The 15,287-nt window shown below is 41.3% G+C and carries 19 protein-coding genes; all 19 read right to left on the minus strand.

Annotated elements, in window-relative coordinates; all coding sequences use genetic code 11:
• Nucleotides 1-60 precede the first annotated feature (60 nt).
• A complete protein-coding gene (secA, locus tag NSU16_RS17435; RefSeq protein ID WP_010332051.1) occupies nt 61-2,586 on the minus strand; it encodes a preprotein translocase subunit SecA in 2,526 nt (841 codons plus the stop codon).
• 168 nt (nt 2,587-2,754) lie between these two features.
• Complete coding sequence (gene raiA / locus NSU16_RS17440) at nt 2,755-3,324, minus strand: ribosome-associated translation inhibitor RaiA (RefSeq protein ID WP_339191634.1); 570 nt, start codon at nt 3,322-3,324, stop codon at nt 2,755-2,757.
• Nucleotides 3,325-3,515: 191 nt separating this feature from the next.
• Complete coding sequence (locus NSU16_RS17445; RefSeq protein WP_010332053.1) at nt 3,516-3,893, minus strand: hypothetical protein; 378 nt, start codon at nt 3,891-3,893, stop codon at nt 3,516-3,518.
• Between the two features lie 9 nt (nt 3,894-3,902).
• Nucleotides 3,903-4,244, minus strand: a complete 342-nt coding sequence (locus NSU16_RS17450) for a flagellar protein FliT (RefSeq protein WP_010332054.1) — start codon at nt 4,242-4,244, stop codon at nt 3,903-3,905.
• On the minus strand, nt 4,241-4,642 hold the full coding sequence (gene fliS / locus NSU16_RS17455; protein WP_268472058.1) for a flagellar export chaperone FliS: 402 nt from the start codon (nt 4,640-4,642) through the stop codon (nt 4,241-4,243). The genes NSU16_RS17450 and fliS overlap by 4 nt, the downstream gene beginning before the upstream one ends.
• A 21-nt stretch (nt 4,643-4,663) precedes the next feature.
• The gene (locus NSU16_RS17460) at nt 4,664-6,160 is read right to left on the minus strand and encodes a flagellar hook-associated protein 2 (RefSeq protein ID WP_339191635.1); all 1,497 of its coding nucleotides are present in this window, start codon (nt 6,158-6,160) and stop codon (nt 4,664-4,666) included.
• Nucleotides 6,161-6,176: 16 nt separating this feature from the next.
• On the minus strand, nt 6,177-6,506 hold the full coding sequence (gene flaG / locus NSU16_RS17465) for a flagellar protein FlaG (protein ID WP_268504546.1): 330 nt from the start codon (nt 6,504-6,506) through the stop codon (nt 6,177-6,179).
• 229 nt (nt 6,507-6,735) lie between these two features.
• Nucleotides 6,736-7,569: a flagellin Hag gene (gene hag / locus NSU16_RS17470; RefSeq protein WP_268504544.1), complete on the minus strand. Its 834-nt coding sequence runs from the start codon at nt 7,567-7,569 to the stop codon at nt 6,736-6,738.
• 146 nt (nt 7,570-7,715) lie between these two features.
• Nucleotides 7,716-7,940: a carbon storage regulator CsrA gene (gene csrA / locus NSU16_RS17475; protein WP_010332059.1), complete on the minus strand. Its 225-nt coding sequence runs from the start codon at nt 7,938-7,940 to the stop codon at nt 7,716-7,718.
• On the minus strand, nt 7,934-8,365 hold the full coding sequence (gene fliW, locus NSU16_RS17480) for a flagellar assembly protein FliW (RefSeq protein ID WP_326218443.1): 432 nt from the start codon (nt 8,363-8,365) through the stop codon (nt 7,934-7,936). The genes csrA and fliW overlap by 7 nt, the downstream gene beginning before the upstream one ends.
• Before the next feature lie 20 nt (nt 8,366-8,385).
• On the minus strand, nt 8,386-8,961 hold the full coding sequence (locus NSU16_RS17485; RefSeq protein ID WP_339191636.1) for a DUF6470 family protein: 576 nt from the start codon (nt 8,959-8,961) through the stop codon (nt 8,386-8,388).
• A 46-nt stretch (nt 8,962-9,007) separates the two neighbouring features.
• A complete protein-coding gene (gene flgL / locus NSU16_RS17490; RefSeq protein WP_326218445.1) occupies nt 9,008-9,904 on the minus strand; it encodes a flagellar hook-associated protein FlgL in 897 nt (298 codons plus the stop codon).
• A 9-nt stretch (nt 9,905-9,913) separates the two neighbouring features.
• A complete protein-coding gene (flgK, locus tag NSU16_RS17495) occupies nt 9,914-11,437 on the minus strand; it encodes a flagellar hook-associated protein FlgK (protein ID WP_339191637.1) in 1,524 nt (507 codons plus the stop codon).
• Nucleotides 11,438-11,455: 18 nt separating this feature from the next.
• Nucleotides 11,456-11,938 carry a flagellar protein FlgN gene (flgN, locus tag NSU16_RS17500; protein ID WP_010332064.1) on the minus strand — a complete coding sequence of 161 codons (483 nt, stop codon included), beginning with the start codon at nt 11,936-11,938 and terminating at the stop codon, nt 11,456-11,458.
• Between the two features lie 15 nt (nt 11,939-11,953).
• The gene (flgM, locus tag NSU16_RS17505; protein WP_010332065.1) at nt 11,954-12,220 is read right to left on the minus strand and encodes a flagellar biosynthesis anti-sigma factor FlgM; all 267 of its coding nucleotides are present in this window, start codon (nt 12,218-12,220) and stop codon (nt 11,954-11,956) included.
• A 79-nt stretch (nt 12,221-12,299) separates the two neighbouring features.
• A complete protein-coding gene (locus NSU16_RS17510) occupies nt 12,300-12,719 on the minus strand; it encodes a TIGR03826 family flagellar region protein (protein ID WP_198098075.1) in 420 nt (139 codons plus the stop codon).
• 73 nt (nt 12,720-12,792) lie between these two features.
• A complete protein-coding gene (locus NSU16_RS17515; protein ID WP_339191638.1) occupies nt 12,793-13,515 on the minus strand; it encodes a double zinc ribbon domain-containing protein in 723 nt (240 codons plus the stop codon).
• Nucleotides 13,479-13,775 carry a late competence development ComFB family protein gene (locus NSU16_RS17520; RefSeq protein WP_326331979.1) on the minus strand — a complete coding sequence of 99 codons (297 nt, stop codon included), beginning with the start codon at nt 13,773-13,775 and terminating at the stop codon, nt 13,479-13,481. The genes NSU16_RS17515 and NSU16_RS17520 overlap by 37 nt, the downstream gene beginning before the upstream one ends.
• 56 nt (nt 13,776-13,831) lie before the next feature.
• Complete coding sequence (gene comFA / locus NSU16_RS17525) at nt 13,832-15,226, minus strand: ATP-dependent helicase ComFA (RefSeq protein ID WP_339191639.1); 1,395 nt, start codon at nt 15,224-15,226, stop codon at nt 13,832-13,834.
• Between the last annotated feature and the right edge of the window lie 61 nt (nt 15,227-15,287).

A 15,287-nucleotide genomic window follows, 5' to 3' on the forward strand; every position in this document is an offset into this window, starting at 1 on the left:
CTCATTAAAAGATCCGCGGGCGCTCAAGGCGCCGCGGTCAGCAAGCTTGCCCGAAACGAACTATTCAGTCCGGCCGCAGCAATTTTTATATTTTTTTCCGCTTCCGCAGTGGCATGGCGCATTTCGGCCGATATCAACCACTTTACGAACCGGCGCTTTCTTTGCTTTTTTGTTTTCATCGCCTTCTTGCGGCTGATGAGCCGTGGTTTGGCCTTGTACAACCTCTTCACGCTCCAGATTATTTTCAATCTCAGCCTTCATCACAAATTTGGCAACCTCGTCTTCGATGGATTCAATCATATGCTCAAACATCGCAAAGCCTTCCATTTGATACTCACGCAGCGGATTTGTTTGCGCGTAAGCACGAAGGTGAATCCCTTGGCGTAGCTGATCCATTGCGTCAATATGATCCATCCATTTTGAATCGACGGCGCGAAGCACGATCACTTTCTCGAATTCTCGCATTTGTTCTTCGCCGAATTTCTCTTCTTTGTCATTATATTTGGTCTTGATGCGATCCATAATGAGCTCAAGCATTTCATCCGGCTCTTTGCCGAAGATGTCGCTCTTTTCAAGCGCGCCTTCGTCAAGGTAAGCCGTGTTAACAAGCTCAACAAGACCGTCAAGCTTCCATTCCTCAGGAAGCTCTTCTCTAGGCGTATAGGCCGCAATTGCCCGCTCGAGAGAAGACTTGATCATATTTTCTACGATTTCACGCAGGTTTTCAGAGTCGATGACTTCGAAACGCTGCTTATAGATAACCTCACGCTGCTGGCGGAGAACATCATCATATTGGAGAAGCTGTTTACGTGAATCGAAGTTATTTCCTTCCACGCGTTTTTGGGATGATTCAACCGCGCGGGATACCATTTTGCTTTGAATCGGAGTTGAGTCATCCATACCAAAGCGGTCAAGCATTGCCATTGTCCGCTCAGCACCAAATCTGCGCATCAATTCATCTTCCATAGAAAGATAAAATTGCGTGATCCCCGGGTCTCCCTGACGTCCTGAACGTCCTCGCAGCTGATTATCAATCCGGCGTGATTCATGGCGTTCCGTTCCGACAACAGCAAGTCCGCCAAGCTCTTTTACTCCTTCGCCAAGCTTAATGTCTGTTCCGCGGCCCGCCATGTTTGTCGCAATCGTCACAGCGCCTTTTTGGCCGGCCTCTTCAATGATTTGCGCTTCTCGTTCATGGTTTTTGGCGTTTAATACCTGATGCGGGATACCTTTGTTTTTGAGCAGCTTTGAAATTAATTCAGACGTTTCGACCGCAACTGTACCGACAAGAACAGGCTGTCCTGTCATATAACGCTGGGCAACATCTTCTGCGACTGCTTTAAACTTCCCTTCCATTGAACGGTAAATTAAATCAGGACGGTCATCACGAACAACCGGCTGGTTTGTCGGAATCGTCACAACCTGCATGTTGTAGATGTTACGGAATTCCTCTTCCTCTGTTTTAGCCGTACCCGTCATACCGGCAAGCTTTTCATACATCCGGAAGTAGTTTTGGAACGTAATCGTCGCCAAGGTCATGCTCTCATTTTGAATTTCAAGCCCTTCCTTCGCTTCGATCGCCTGGTGAAGCCCTTCGCTGTAGCGGCGGCCTTTCATTAAACGTCCCGTAAAGGAGTCAACGATGACAACCTGACCGTCTTCTACTACGTAATCAACGTCCTTCTGCATGGCAACGTGCGCTTTTAAGGACTGGTTGATATGGTGGTTGAGCGCCACATTTTTCACATCAAACAGGTTGTCGATGCCGAACGCTTTTTCAGCCTTTGTCATTCCTTCTTCAGTGAGCTGTACACCCTTTGTTTTCACATCATACGTATAGTCTTTCTCTGCTTTTAACGTGCGTACAAAAGCATTTGCCTGTACGTACAGTTTTGTCGATTTTGCAGCTTGTCCTGAAATGATAAGCGGTGTTCTCGCTTCATCAATCAAAATAGAATCGACTTCATCAATTACCGCAAAATGAAGCGGACGCTGCACCATTTGCTCTTTATAAAGAACCATGTTGTCACGCAAATAGTCGAAGCCGAGCTCGTTGTTTGTAGAATAAGTGATGTCAGCCGCATAAGCTTCCCGTTTTTCATCTTTTGACATTGAGTTCAAATTCAGTCCGACAGTTAAGCCGAGAAACTCGAAAATTTTCCCCATTTGCTCTGCGTCACGGCTCGCCAAGTATTCATTGACTGTCACGACGTGCACGCCTTTTCCAGATAAGGCATTTAAATAAACAGGCAGAGTAGACGTTAATGTTTTACCTTCCCCTGTTTTCATTTCCGCGATATTTCCGTCATGAAGAGCAACGCCCCCCATAAGCTGGACTTTAAACGGGAACATGCCGGTTACGCGGCGAGAAGCTTCCCGAACAACCGCGAATGCTTCAACAAGAAGATCATCAGTTGTCGCCCCTTTTTCAAGACGCTCTTTAAATTCAATTGTTTTATTTTTTAGCGCATCATCAGAGAGATTTTCATAGTCTCCCCGAATCGCATCAATATCGTTAGCTATTTTTTCGTATCTATTCAGCGTACGTTTTGTTGGATCAAACATTTTATTTAAAATTCCAAGCATTTATAACGCTCCTCTATCATCACATGCCTGTTTGACAAGCATGTATAAATAATTTACTAGTCCATGTATACCTCTCATTATCATATCATACCTTCTCTAATTTCCAAAGAATTTGCAAATAAGAAAAAACAAAAACCTTCCGTGAAAATCACGGAAGGCTGCTCTTCATTATTCAGTCGGTTCAATCAGGCCATATTTCCCGTCATTTCTGCGATACACGACGTTTGTAAGGTTTGTTTCCGCATTTGTGAAAACAAAGAAATTATGGCCGAGCATATTCATTTGTAGGATTGCTTCTTCATTATCCATCGGCTTTAAATTAAAGCGCTTCTGACGGACGATTTCTAAGCTTTCATCTTCTTCTGTTTCGTCCTGAACCGCTATATCTGTATCAGAGCCGTGGCCGTTTGCCAATGCAGATTTCGGAAGACCCTGCTCACGGAATTTGCGGTTTACTTTTGTTTTATGCTTACGGATTTGACGTTCCAGCTTGTTTGTAGCGAGATCAATTGCATTGTACATATCCTCGTTATGCACTTCAGACCGAAGCGCCAGATCTGTCATTGGAATCGTAACCTCAACCTTAGACTCCTTGTCATTGTAAAACTTCAAGTTGACGTTCACATCGGCATTTACACTTTGCTCAAAATAACGCTCCAGCTTGCCGATCTTCTTCTCGACATGATCCTTTAACGCGGATGTCACCTCAATATTTTCTCCTCTGATGTTATAGTTCATCAAAGAACGCCTCCCTTTTATTAAGGATATGTATCTATTTCTCCTTTACCCTTTACAATTCCTGCTGAAACGTAAACCTTTTGTGAAAATTCAGTGAACTCTGTCGAATTGTGCCGATTTATGCTGATGCTCCTATGGTGACGGGAGGTATATGTATATGCTGGTAATAAGAAAAAATGCCTTACACAAAGTCAATTGATCACAAAGGGCTCCATACATCGATGAATGGACAGCATCCATTTCCTATAATGATTCAGAAAATGTCCTTTTAAATACTCGCAAAATTCATGAGAGGGGAATGAGAAAGAAACCAATTGATCAAATTCTGCAAAAATCTCGTCAAAAGCCTTAACGCATACTTCTGCGCACCGCGTGTTCATCACGAAAAGAAGAGTTGAATGGGTGGAATCCAAATAAAAAAAGGCTTGGATCAGATCTTGGTAGATCCGATCCCCTTCTGTTTTTGATAAATTCTGTTCCGCCTCTATCAAATAGCACAGCCCTTCCTCAATTGTAAAAAGAAGATGATAATAAGCTGATAAAAGCGTATAATCTTCAATGCTCTTCAAGGCACTCACCTATTTACGCTTGTCATAATATCTGCCGTCAATTGTGATGTTGTTATAAGGATTTAAATACGTCGTATGCATCGCGCGTTTTCTTTTCACCTGCTGAAGTTCTGCTGCGATTGACTGCTTCAGTCTTTCCATTTCCTTCACAATAAGCTGATCCCATGTCAGCACAAGTTTCATTTGCTTCTTTTCTTCTTCCGAGAGCGGCAAAGAGATGTCCTCGATGAGTTTATTCCGTTTTGCCACAAAGTCCTCAATTTGCTTTAAAAGTTCATCGCTCTCTGGTGTGTTCTGTATATGTGACAGCATACTTTTCGTTTCAATTGATAATTGATCTATTTGTTTCATGCAATTCCGCCTGACCCATGCCGGTCCTTTCGTTCGATTTGAATGGCCTGCTTCCATGCATCTCGAAAATCTGTCACATACTCCTCAACTTCTTCCAGTATGCTCTTGTCACTTTTTATATTTGCCTCTACCAGTCTTCGGTAAATATAATCGTACATCGCACCCATTGAACCGGAAAGCTCTATGTTACGGTTAAGCGTGCCATTTAATTCCTGAATGATATTTTGCGCTTTAATCAGATTTTCATTTTTACGTTCTATATCATTATTCTCAATGGCCTGGCATGCAAGTTTTATAAATTTCAAACAGCCATTATACAGCATAAGCGTCAGTTCACCGGGCGTAGCGGTATTCACTGAACTTTGCTGATAAGCTGCATAAGGATTTTGGATCGCCATGTGTCATCCTCCAAATTACATTTATTGTACAAGAAGCTGTGATAAATAGGACGCTTGTTCATTCATTTTTTGAATTGCTGAATCCATTGCACTGAATTTTTTATAATAACGGTTTTCTACTGTGTTCAATCGGTCCTGCATATCGCTGATTTCAGTACTGATGGAACGCAAATTCTTCCCAATTGAATAGTCGCTTGCTCCCATTGTTGAATTGCCGGCTTTTGCTTCAATGCTTTTCACTGTGCTTTTCAGTGTGTCGCCGATACGTTTCATAATCCCTTTATCACTATAGGCACTGCTGTTCGTTCCGTTTGTAAATAAGGCGGCAACACTTTGTGGATCTTCTTGTATTTTTGCTTTCAGTTTGTCTTCATTAATCTCTAAATGGCCCCGCAATTGATAAGTACTTGAGGTTGTGATGCCAAATTCAGTTAATTGATAGGTTTTCCCATCCGCATTAACTTGAGTATAAAAATCAGTCCGCATTTGGTTCGTGCCGGTGCTGATGCTGGAATCATTTCTCAGCAAACCGCTTTTTGCCTTCTTCTCCCAGAGTTCTACCTCTTTATCAGACATTGCTTCTTTTTGTTCACTCGTCAGCGGAGTATAATCTCTGTACTTCTCTTCTTGCAGCTTTTCATTCAGGCTGTCTACCAATTCATTGTATTTATCTACAAACTCTTTAATTTGGTTATAAATCCCGTCCACATCAGTGGAAACAGATGTGGTAACAGGGCCTGTGGCTGCAGTTGTATTTTTGATCGAGTAGGTAACGCCATTAACTGTAAAGTTGTTTGTCAGCTTCTCCATTTCAAAGCCATTAATTGTGACCTTTGCATTTGTTCCTTCTTTGTAAGCAGTGAGCTTATTATCAGCGTCTACCGAAAAACCAAGCTGACCGGACATAAAGTCGGATGTAGCAGAGTCTGCTGCCTGTATGCTGCCTCCTGCACCTGTTGCTTTAGAAGAAAACGCAATCGTTTCTACATACTCTGTACCGTTCCATATTTTATCTTTAAATGCTGATACTCCTAGATCTGAACTGTTAAGTTTAGAAATCACATTATCAATCGTATCGGCGCTCGTCACACTGATGTTCACTGTTTTTGCCGTTGTCTCGCCAGGCGCCACAACGTTAAATGCCAAATTATAATCGCCTTGTGTGTATCCAGTATAATTATTTGCCTTATACGTCGCTGCGGTTGCCAAACTCGCTACTTCAACAGTAGAAGAAGAGTTTGGCGCACTTGCGCTTCCTGTAGCAGTTAACACAGACTCATTGGAGCTTGTCACAGTCTTGCTCTGATACGTGCTTGGATATGTCAACGTATTTTTAGACATGTAATCTTGTAATTCTTTTATTTTTGAGTTGACTTCACGATAGCTGTCACGCTGCCATTCAAGCGTCTGTTTTTTTTGAGTCAGCTTATCAAGCGGCGCTCTTTCTGTTTGCATCAGCTTTGATACGATATCATCTATATCCATTCCTGACGCAAGACCTGTTATTCTCGTGACCATTCAAACCACTCCTAATCTACTTTTTTTCATCTACAAATAACCCAAGAAATTCAGTCATAGCCGCATAAAAATCAAGCCACCGTTTCGGCGGAATTTCGCGGATGACTTCATTTGTAGAGTCCTCTATTACTTTTACATAGTATTCATTCAACTTCTCATGGAGTTCAAACTTCAGGTGAACTTGCGACGGTTCCAAAAGCTTGTTCATCTCCTCTACCATTTCAGCAAGATTGGTATATGAAACTTGATGAACAAGAACCTCACTCTCATGATCTTTCTGATTATGTATTTGAGTATCATAACGATCCCAAACGGGTTGTAACGTAGTGAGCCTTTCAATATTCAATTGATCATCCCCTATGTCCCAATCTATCGTTTATATCGACTAAGTCGAGATAAGATTACACATATTTATGGAAAAAAACTCATCTGTTTTAGAATTCTTGTTTGGAAATACATTTATAAGATAGTGGAGAATCCGATTATTATATCACGGGTTATAGACAGTAAGGGGAAAGATATGGAGTTAGGAATATAAAAAAAGACCCCGGCAAACGCCAAGGTCTTTATCAAAATTAACGTAACAATTGAAGTACGTTTTGCGGCTGTTGGTTCGCTTGAGCAAGCATCGCTTGAGAAGCTTGAGAAAGAATGTTGTTCTTTGTGAACTCGCTCATCTCTTTAGCCATGTCAACGTCACGGATACGAGACTCAGCAGCTGTCAGGTTTTCAGAAGAAGCACCAAGGTTGTTGATTGTGTGCTCTAGACGGTTTTGTACCGCACCAAGTTTACCACGCTCAGAAGATACAGTATTAATTGCAGCATCAACTTTATCTAAAAGTGCATCTGTGTTAGCTGCTGTAGCTGTTGTTACCTTGTAATCTGCTTTTGCAATGGCAAGACCTGTAGTACTCATATCACCAATGTTAACAGTTAATTGTTGAGTTTTGTTAGCACCAATTTGGAAAGTGAATCCATCCGTTTGCGTACCATCAAGAAGGTTTTTACCGTTAAAAGCTGTACGTTGAGAAATTCCATCTACCTCATCAAGAAGGTTATCAATTTCATCTTGAATTGCTACAAGGTCTGTCGTTGCATCTTGAGTACCAGTGTTACCCGCTTGAACAGTTAACTCACGAACACGTTGAAGGATAGAGTGAGTTTCAGTCAATGCACCCTCAGCTGTTTGGATAAGGGAGATTCCGTCTTGAGAGTTTTTAGAAGCCATTTCAAGACCTCTGATTTGTCCTCTCATTTTTTCAGAGATCGCAAGACCTGCTGCGTCATCTCCTGCACGGTTGATACGAAGACCAGAAGAAAGCTTCTCCATGTTCTTTTGGCTAGCACCGTTGTTTGAAGACAAACGGTTTAGTGTGTTAAGTGCTGCGATATTGTGGTTAATTCTCATTGTTTTGTTCCTCCCTGAATATGTTGTTAAGGCACGTCCTTGTGCCTTGTTTTTTTGTAACTGGCGGAGTGTTTGCGTCTCCTCCCGGCTACATCATTAATATCGGATTGTCTATGATTTTGTTAATACAAAAATAAAAAAAATCCTCACTTTTTTTGTGAGGATAATGCGGAGATCACATCGCTGGATAACGCTGCCGCACGGTTATTTTCTTCCTGAATGGTCAAGTAAATTTCTTTCCTGTGAATATCAATATGCTTTGGGGCTTCAATTCCAATTTTCACTTGGTCACCCTCAACCGCAATCACTTTTACTTCAATATCAGCACCTATTTGAATCGCTTCGTTTATTTTCCGCGATAAAACTAGCATGATTCTCCTCCAATCGGATGCTTTGTCGTATATGGGGAGTCGTGTAAAACGACTTGCTTAGCCAGCATGTTCTTGCGATTCACAATAATAGGAGCCAATAAATTAGCAGTAGTTTTTTCGAACGGGTCTGCCATAGTCAATAATGTCATGACTTCTACGTCTTCAATTTTATCGATATCCAAAAGTTCAGCAGTTGCTTCATCAAGGTCAAATTCATAATTCTTAAAAAAGATAAACGGACTTACAACGATGAACGCAAGATTCTCTGAAGTGACGGACTGCAGCGCCACGAATGGAGAGTCTTCTGAAAGCGGAAGAATAACGAACTGTTTTTCTTCAACAAAACCTGGAATCCCGTTTTCAAAAAGAATGATTTGTTCTTCTTTCACGTTCATTTGGCCATGGTACTTAGTATGAATGATCATTGTTCACGATCCTTTTCTTTTTACTTTTCTAGTGATTTTTTCGGGTATTCTACATCTATATTTAAATCAGGGTATTGGAGCATGTCAACCTTAACGTTTCCCGGCGTATATTCAACAATCGGCTTATGCGGTTCAGCCTGAATAACAGGCTTTCGCGGCGTAATCTGAACATTAAGCTGTGACGGAGTATATTGTATTTTCACCCTTGAAAGAGAAGGAGCATAATGTTCGCCTAATTGAATTTGGTGCATCTCAGAGTTCCTCTTTGCTTGTGAAGCGATTGGGTTCCCCTTATTTTCAATTCTCATAAGCTCGTCTCCTTCTTCTGCGGTACGGGCTATACCTTCCATTACATCTTGATGCCCTTGTTGGGCAGCTTCTTCGATTCTTTTGGATATATGCTTTCTGTCTAATTCTTCCCATGCTTGCGTCTGGTCAATCGTGAGTTTTCCCGGGGTCACCGATATTTCCATTTCCGCGCTTGGCTGTTCAATTTCCAAGTCGGCATGCGGCTGCTCCATTTTTAAGCTGGCAGGCGTCGTTGTTAAACCAATTTTCCCTTGAACACTATGCATAATCAATCTGGGAATTTGCATCACTCTACCTCCTAAACTATAAAAAAAGCGAACTCCTGAGAGCCGCTTACTTTAAAAAGTCGATCAATGTAGGCTGAACAATTTGCGCATTTACAGCCAGAGTAGCCCTGTGCACGCTTTGCTGCGCAATAAATTCAGTTATTATTTCTTCCAGTTCTACATCTTCATTGTCTGACAACACTTTTGTAGCTGTTTCTTCTTGAGCTGAAAGTCTTGTATTAATCAGTTCAAGACGATTATATCTCGCTCCAATATCAGATCGTTCTGCACTCATACCGTCAGAAAATTGATCAATATCATCTAAAACGCTGTCCACATCGTCCAAAGAGCCTGAATTAAGTGCTGTCTCAAATGAATTAAGCATTTCAAACACATTTTGTCCGCTTTTAGAAGTACCGCCAAAGGCTGCCTTCGGATCTGAGTTCACCTTTAATGACATATTATCCGATATATTGACAATAACGTCAGCGGTATCAGAAATCGTATAAGTTCCGTCGCCGTTGTCTTTAACTGGGGGTGTATCTGAATTAGTGCCATTGAAGATATATCTGCCGTTCACTTGTGTATTAGCAATATTTAAAAGCTGCTCTTTTAATTGTTTTACTTCTACACCAATTGCTTGCAATTCTGCTTCACCATTGGTGTCATTCTGAGCTTGAACAGCTAACTCTCTGACCTTTGACATAATGTCAATTCCTTCAGTAATGTTTGTTTCTGTGTTTTCAAGCCAAGTAAAGGCTTGAGAAGCATTACTTTGGTATTGCTGAACTTGAGATAATTGCGTATTGTACTTTAAACTTTTCATAGCTACTACTGGATCATCGGAAGCTTTTGAGATTTTTTTTCCGGAAGAAATCTGTGATTGAAGTTTATCCAGCTTTGAGTAGCTTGAACCGATATATCTCAATGAGTTTTGCTGAATCATCCCTTGTGTTACTCTCATTTGATCTACCTACCTTCCTCCGACACCCATGCCATTGATCACTTTGTCGAGTATTTCGTCTTGTAACGTTACCATTCTTGCAGCAGCATTGTATGCGTGTTGGAATTGAATCATATTGGTCATTTCTTCATCTAAAGAAACAGCGCTCATCTGCTGACGGTTTATGTCTGCATCATTCAGCTGTGTTTCTGTATTAGATGCCAGCCGATTCGCCTCTTGAGCTTTGATCCCCAACTCGCCAATGAGACCAGCATAATAATCTAGCACACTCGTTTCTTTTCCGTTAATAGTGATGTCCCCGGTTAACACATTTGCTAAATTCGTTGCGTTTGAATTATCGTTTGCTGCTCCAGTAAGTGAGAAAGCGATATTCGCGCCTTTTGAATCTATTATGCTGTCAGTGACTTTAATCTTACCTGCTGCGCCTTTTGCCGGCTCAGTTTCACCTCCGGTAAAATCAAAAAAGTCCCCGCCTTTTTCACCGCTCTCTGTCAGACCATTTCGGTGTACTTTATTGAAAGCTTTTGCAAATTCGAGCGCCATATGATCAAGATCAGAAAGCGTCTCCGGATATATGCCCTTTTCTTTGCCGTCTGCCGTGACATATCCATAAGACTGTATAAATCCTAACAGTGATCCATTGCTGCTGAACGACTCAGCTTGAACAGCAGTGTCTCCAATTGAAATACTTGTCACTAAGCCCGTTTCATTATCATAGTTAGCTTTCAGCTCTGAAACCTCATAATTTTTGCCGTCCAGAACAGTTCCCAGCGACTGTTTATTTTTATCCAGGATTTCGATCGATACAGTTCCTTCCGAAGAAGCAAGCGCATTCCCGCCTGATTTGTTGTAGCTCACTTTGACATCAACAATTGAAGATAATTTATCAATCAGCAAATCACGTTGATCGTATAAACCATTCGGAAGTAGACCGACTGGTTCTACCTGTGCAATTTGCTTATTGAGACTGTTTAATTGAGATAGTAGTGAATTAACATCTAGTACACTAGTATCTAGTTCTGCTTTTAAATTCGATTGAACTTTTGTAAGGGACTCAGAAACATGATTAAACGTATCAGCAACAGCCTGTCCTTTTTGAGAGACAACAGAACGCGCACTGTCCTCATTTGCATTATTGGATAGTTCTTGCAGAGAATTCCAAAATGAATTTAGCACACTGTTTAATCCGCTGCCACCAGTCTCATTCATAATCCCTTCCATTTGGGACAGGGCTTTAGCCTTCGTGTCATAATATCCAGAACTGCTGTTTTGGAGACGGTATTGGTAGTCAAGAAAAATATCTCTTATTCTCTCAACTGACTTCCCTTGAACACCCGTTCCCATTTGTCCCGCAGTTTTTTCTGCATTTTTTGATACAGCAGGGAAATAATCGGTTGCCTCTAATGACACCCGCTGTCTTGTGTAACCATCGGTATTTGCATTTGCCACGTTATTTGCAGTAGTGCTTAACGCTGCCTGCTGAGCGCTTAACGCCCTCCTTGCAGTTTCAAGCCCCATAAAGGTAGATGTCATATTCTGAATTCCTTTCCGCTAAGCTTTTGAATCGAACAGTTTCAGCCGGCTGCTCTTCGGAAGCTCAGCTTTAATCTGTTTGCTGTAATTAAAGTTATTATCCTTAGGAACCAGCATATCGTACGAAATAGAGATGAATTGCAGCGCATCTCTTGTCAGCTGCCTATTCAGCTTATTCACTTCTTTTAGACGCCCGAGAACTTTAGTAAGAGATTCGAACAAAAGTTCAAGCTCTTCCTTTTCACTGCCTGACGTTTTGGCGATACAAGCAGAAATAGTGTTATTTTCGCTGTATCCAAGAAAAGCGGAAGCCGCTTTAATCCGGTCATCTTCTGTCTGTTCGATTGCTTGAATGTATTTTTGTTCTTTTGTCAAAATGTTAGAAAGCTCTTTTGTTTTGCCGGCTTTGAGCGCTTCCGTCTTTTCCTCAGACAGCGTGAGCAGATGCTCATGCAGAACGCAAAGTCGCTTCAATTGTTCAATAATTGGCTTTGCTGACATGGGCTTTCTCCTTTTTTACTGCTTTTTATAAAAATTAATCATGTTTTTTGCTATATGATTTGCGTCTATTTTGTATGACCCGTTTTCAATTTGCGCTTTTAGCTGCGCGATTTTTTCCTGGCGTGAACCAGTGACTGCGTCGGATGCATTTTGCAGCTCTTTAGCCTGCGATGAAATTTCGATTTTATCTTTAGGCTGTGCAGCATTTTTTTGCACTGCTTGCTTTTCGTAATTTTTTTGGTATGGATTAACGGATTGTGTTCCAAATTGATTGATTTTCATAGGATTCCTCTCGCTTTCCGTTGCAGTCTTTAAACAATCTAACCCTTTTATCGACTGCGTTTTCAGTTAGTTTAGGGAATCAGCTGTTTTTGGTATTATAGGCATAGTATGTGTCTTTTTTACTATTTTCTCGCTCTGTTTTCAATGCGGATTCTTGGTTCAGATGATCTATTTGTCCCTTTATATCGGACTGGCAAGCCTTGCAGAACTTACCTTCCCTAATCGATGTCCCGCACCTTTCGCAAGGGTATGCCAAATTCGGCAGATGAGTGATTTGAATTCGTTTTTGCCTGATGAATTTTAAAATCAGCTCTTCCTCCACACCAGTTTCCTCAGTTATACGGCTAAGCGTTGATTGCCTGTTTTCCTGTTTCCTTAAAAATTTATATACAGTCTCAAATGATTTTTCTTCTTCCTTAATACACGCCTGACACACGGTTTGCAGCTTTGTTTTTAAAAATAGAGCATTGCATTTCGGACAATTCGCCAGTTCACCCATTATTTTTACTCCTTATTCATTAATATGCCTGCAGTAATTTCTAGACATTATATCGGCACAAAAATTGAATCATTTAGCTTCTCACTAAGGTAAAAGATGACACTGAACCAGCTTTGCCTTGCTCCAATAAACAGCGGGCAGCATAGTGTAAAGTGGCGCCTGTGGTATAAAGATCGTCGATTAAAACGATATCCATACCCTCAACCGAGCTGTTTTTTGTTACAAAAACATGCTCTGAAAGCAGGCGTTCCGTTTTCTTTTTCTTAGACTGCTTTTCATTGTTCAGGCGGATGAGAGGATTGAGGATGGGCCGGTTTAAGCATTCAGCAAGCATTTGTGACTGGTTAAAGCCGCGTTCTGCTTTCCGTTCTTCACTTAACGGAATGGGAACGAGCACAAGGCGTTTATCTGGATAGACAGCAGAGAATTCAGAGGAAAAGTCATTTTTAAAAGCGCTTATTATCTCTGCATCTCCCCTAAATTTCATACGGGCAAGCGTTTCTTTCATCATGTCTTTATATAAGTAAACAGAACGGTTCTGGCTGAGCCTTAAGCCGTCATCTATTCTTGATTTCCATGCCTCGCAATCCGCGCACACTTCATGAGCGGTTTGAGGCCTGCCGCAAAGCGGACAGATAGCCCCTTTGATGATCTGTAATTTGTTTCTGCAGGACTGACAGACCCTGTCGTCAGGTTTTAATAAGAATAGTGAGCACCATGAAACAGCTTGAGAAAATTGTGAATCACATAATAGACAGATCAGTTTTTTAGAGCCTCCTCCTGTCTCGTTTCGCATTGATCACTCGGATTCTCCGATACCACAGCAGCTGATTCAGCCAAAATCACAAGCATCGCCGTGTTTTTTTGTTTATCTACCAGCTCAGCTTTCGTATATGCAATCTTTTTTACATCAGTGACGTAAGCTGGTCTTACTTGGTTTAAAGAAAGTGCCAGTACATCATTTTTGCATACTTGGCAAGTGCAGGTCATATGAAGCTGATCCATATATCGGTCAAAAAGTTCTTGCATCATAATCTCTTTTGAATTGACAAGCATTTTTACAGCTCCTCATTAGTTATATGAGTATACTGTATCATGTTTTTAAATATTAACTAGTCTATCAACTTATTTTTCAAAGCCAATTCATTCATTATTTTGATATGTTTTCTTGCCTCTATCATACTCTTTGTTTTTCCGAAGTGAAAATAAATGACATCACCGTCTGCATGTTCTTTATGCCGGCCTGTCCTTCCCGCGATTTGCACAAGCGCGCTTTCCGTAAAGATGGGCGATTCTGCCCCTAAGATGCCTGTTTGGACCATAGGAACTGTGACACCTCTTTCTAATATTGTTGTTGTGATTAACAGATCAAACTGACCGTCTCGAAATTGCTGCACTTTTTCTTTTCTGAGCTTGTCTTCCGCATGTACAGACGCTGTTCGATAATTCATATTTTTAAAACAAGAAGCAGCCTTTTCCAGTATAGAAATGGAAGGAACAAATAAAAAAACGGGCCTTCCTTCTTTTACATGCTGCTCTATCCATCTTTTTACCGCATTTGGGATCTTATTTCGGATTAATTTCTTTTTCCAGTTTCCGCACCATTGAAAGCGCGGTTCAGGCAACGGCTTCCGATGGTATCTGGCCGGTATGCGAACGGACTTCAACTCACCTTTATACGTTTTTCTTTTTAATTCTTTAGGAGGTGTGGCACTTAGATAAACAAGAGTGCTGTTTTTCTTTCTCGCTTTTTGGACAGCGAATTGAAGGGTTTGATCAGCGGAATATGGAAAAGCATCCACTTCATCAACGATCATGACGTCGAATGCGTCTTTATAACGCAAAAGCTGATGGGTTGTGGAAATTATAAGCGGAGATAAACGCCCTTTGTCCTCACTTCCTCCGTATAAAGCTGAAATATCAGCACCTCGAAATGCAGCCTTCAGCCTCGGAGCAAGCTCTAATACAACATCGGTGCGCGGGGTCGCAATACAAACACGCTGTTTTAGATTTAATGCCAATTCTATACCCGGGAATAATAATTCAGTTTTACCTGCGCCGCAAACAGCCCAAATAAGGAGCTCTTCTTGCTTCGAAATTGCTTCAATTAAGACGGCAGCTGCCTTTTGCTGTCCGCTTGAAAGCTTTCCATCCCAAGTCAGTTTTATAGGCTTCCAGTTTGCCTCCGCCTCCTTACTCCAAGAATATAAAGAAACATCCTCACTCACCCTGCCCATCATGACACAAGAGCGGCAGTAAACTTTATCTTTTCCAAATGAATGATACGATGAAAAATACTGTTGATCATTTTGACCGCATCTATTGCATCTATATCCCCGTTTATTTTTTGATAATGACTCCTCGGCAGATATATAACCATGCTCGGTATGCCAATCAATGATCTCGTCAGAAAATGAGATTTCTGTTCTAAGCAGATGACGGCTCTGGAGCTGCTGCTGCAGTTCTTTAGAGAATAGACTGTTCGATTCTGATGTCTTAGTCTGCATAGTACGGCCTCCTTGCGAGACATTATGCCGGAATGAAAATATGCTGTCTAACAGCTAAAAA

It is taken from the genome of Bacillus sp. FSL K6-1003, assembly GCF_037964945.1.
Taxonomy (GTDB): domain Bacteria; phylum Bacillota; class Bacilli; order Bacillales; family Bacillaceae; genus Bacillus; species Bacillus mojavensis.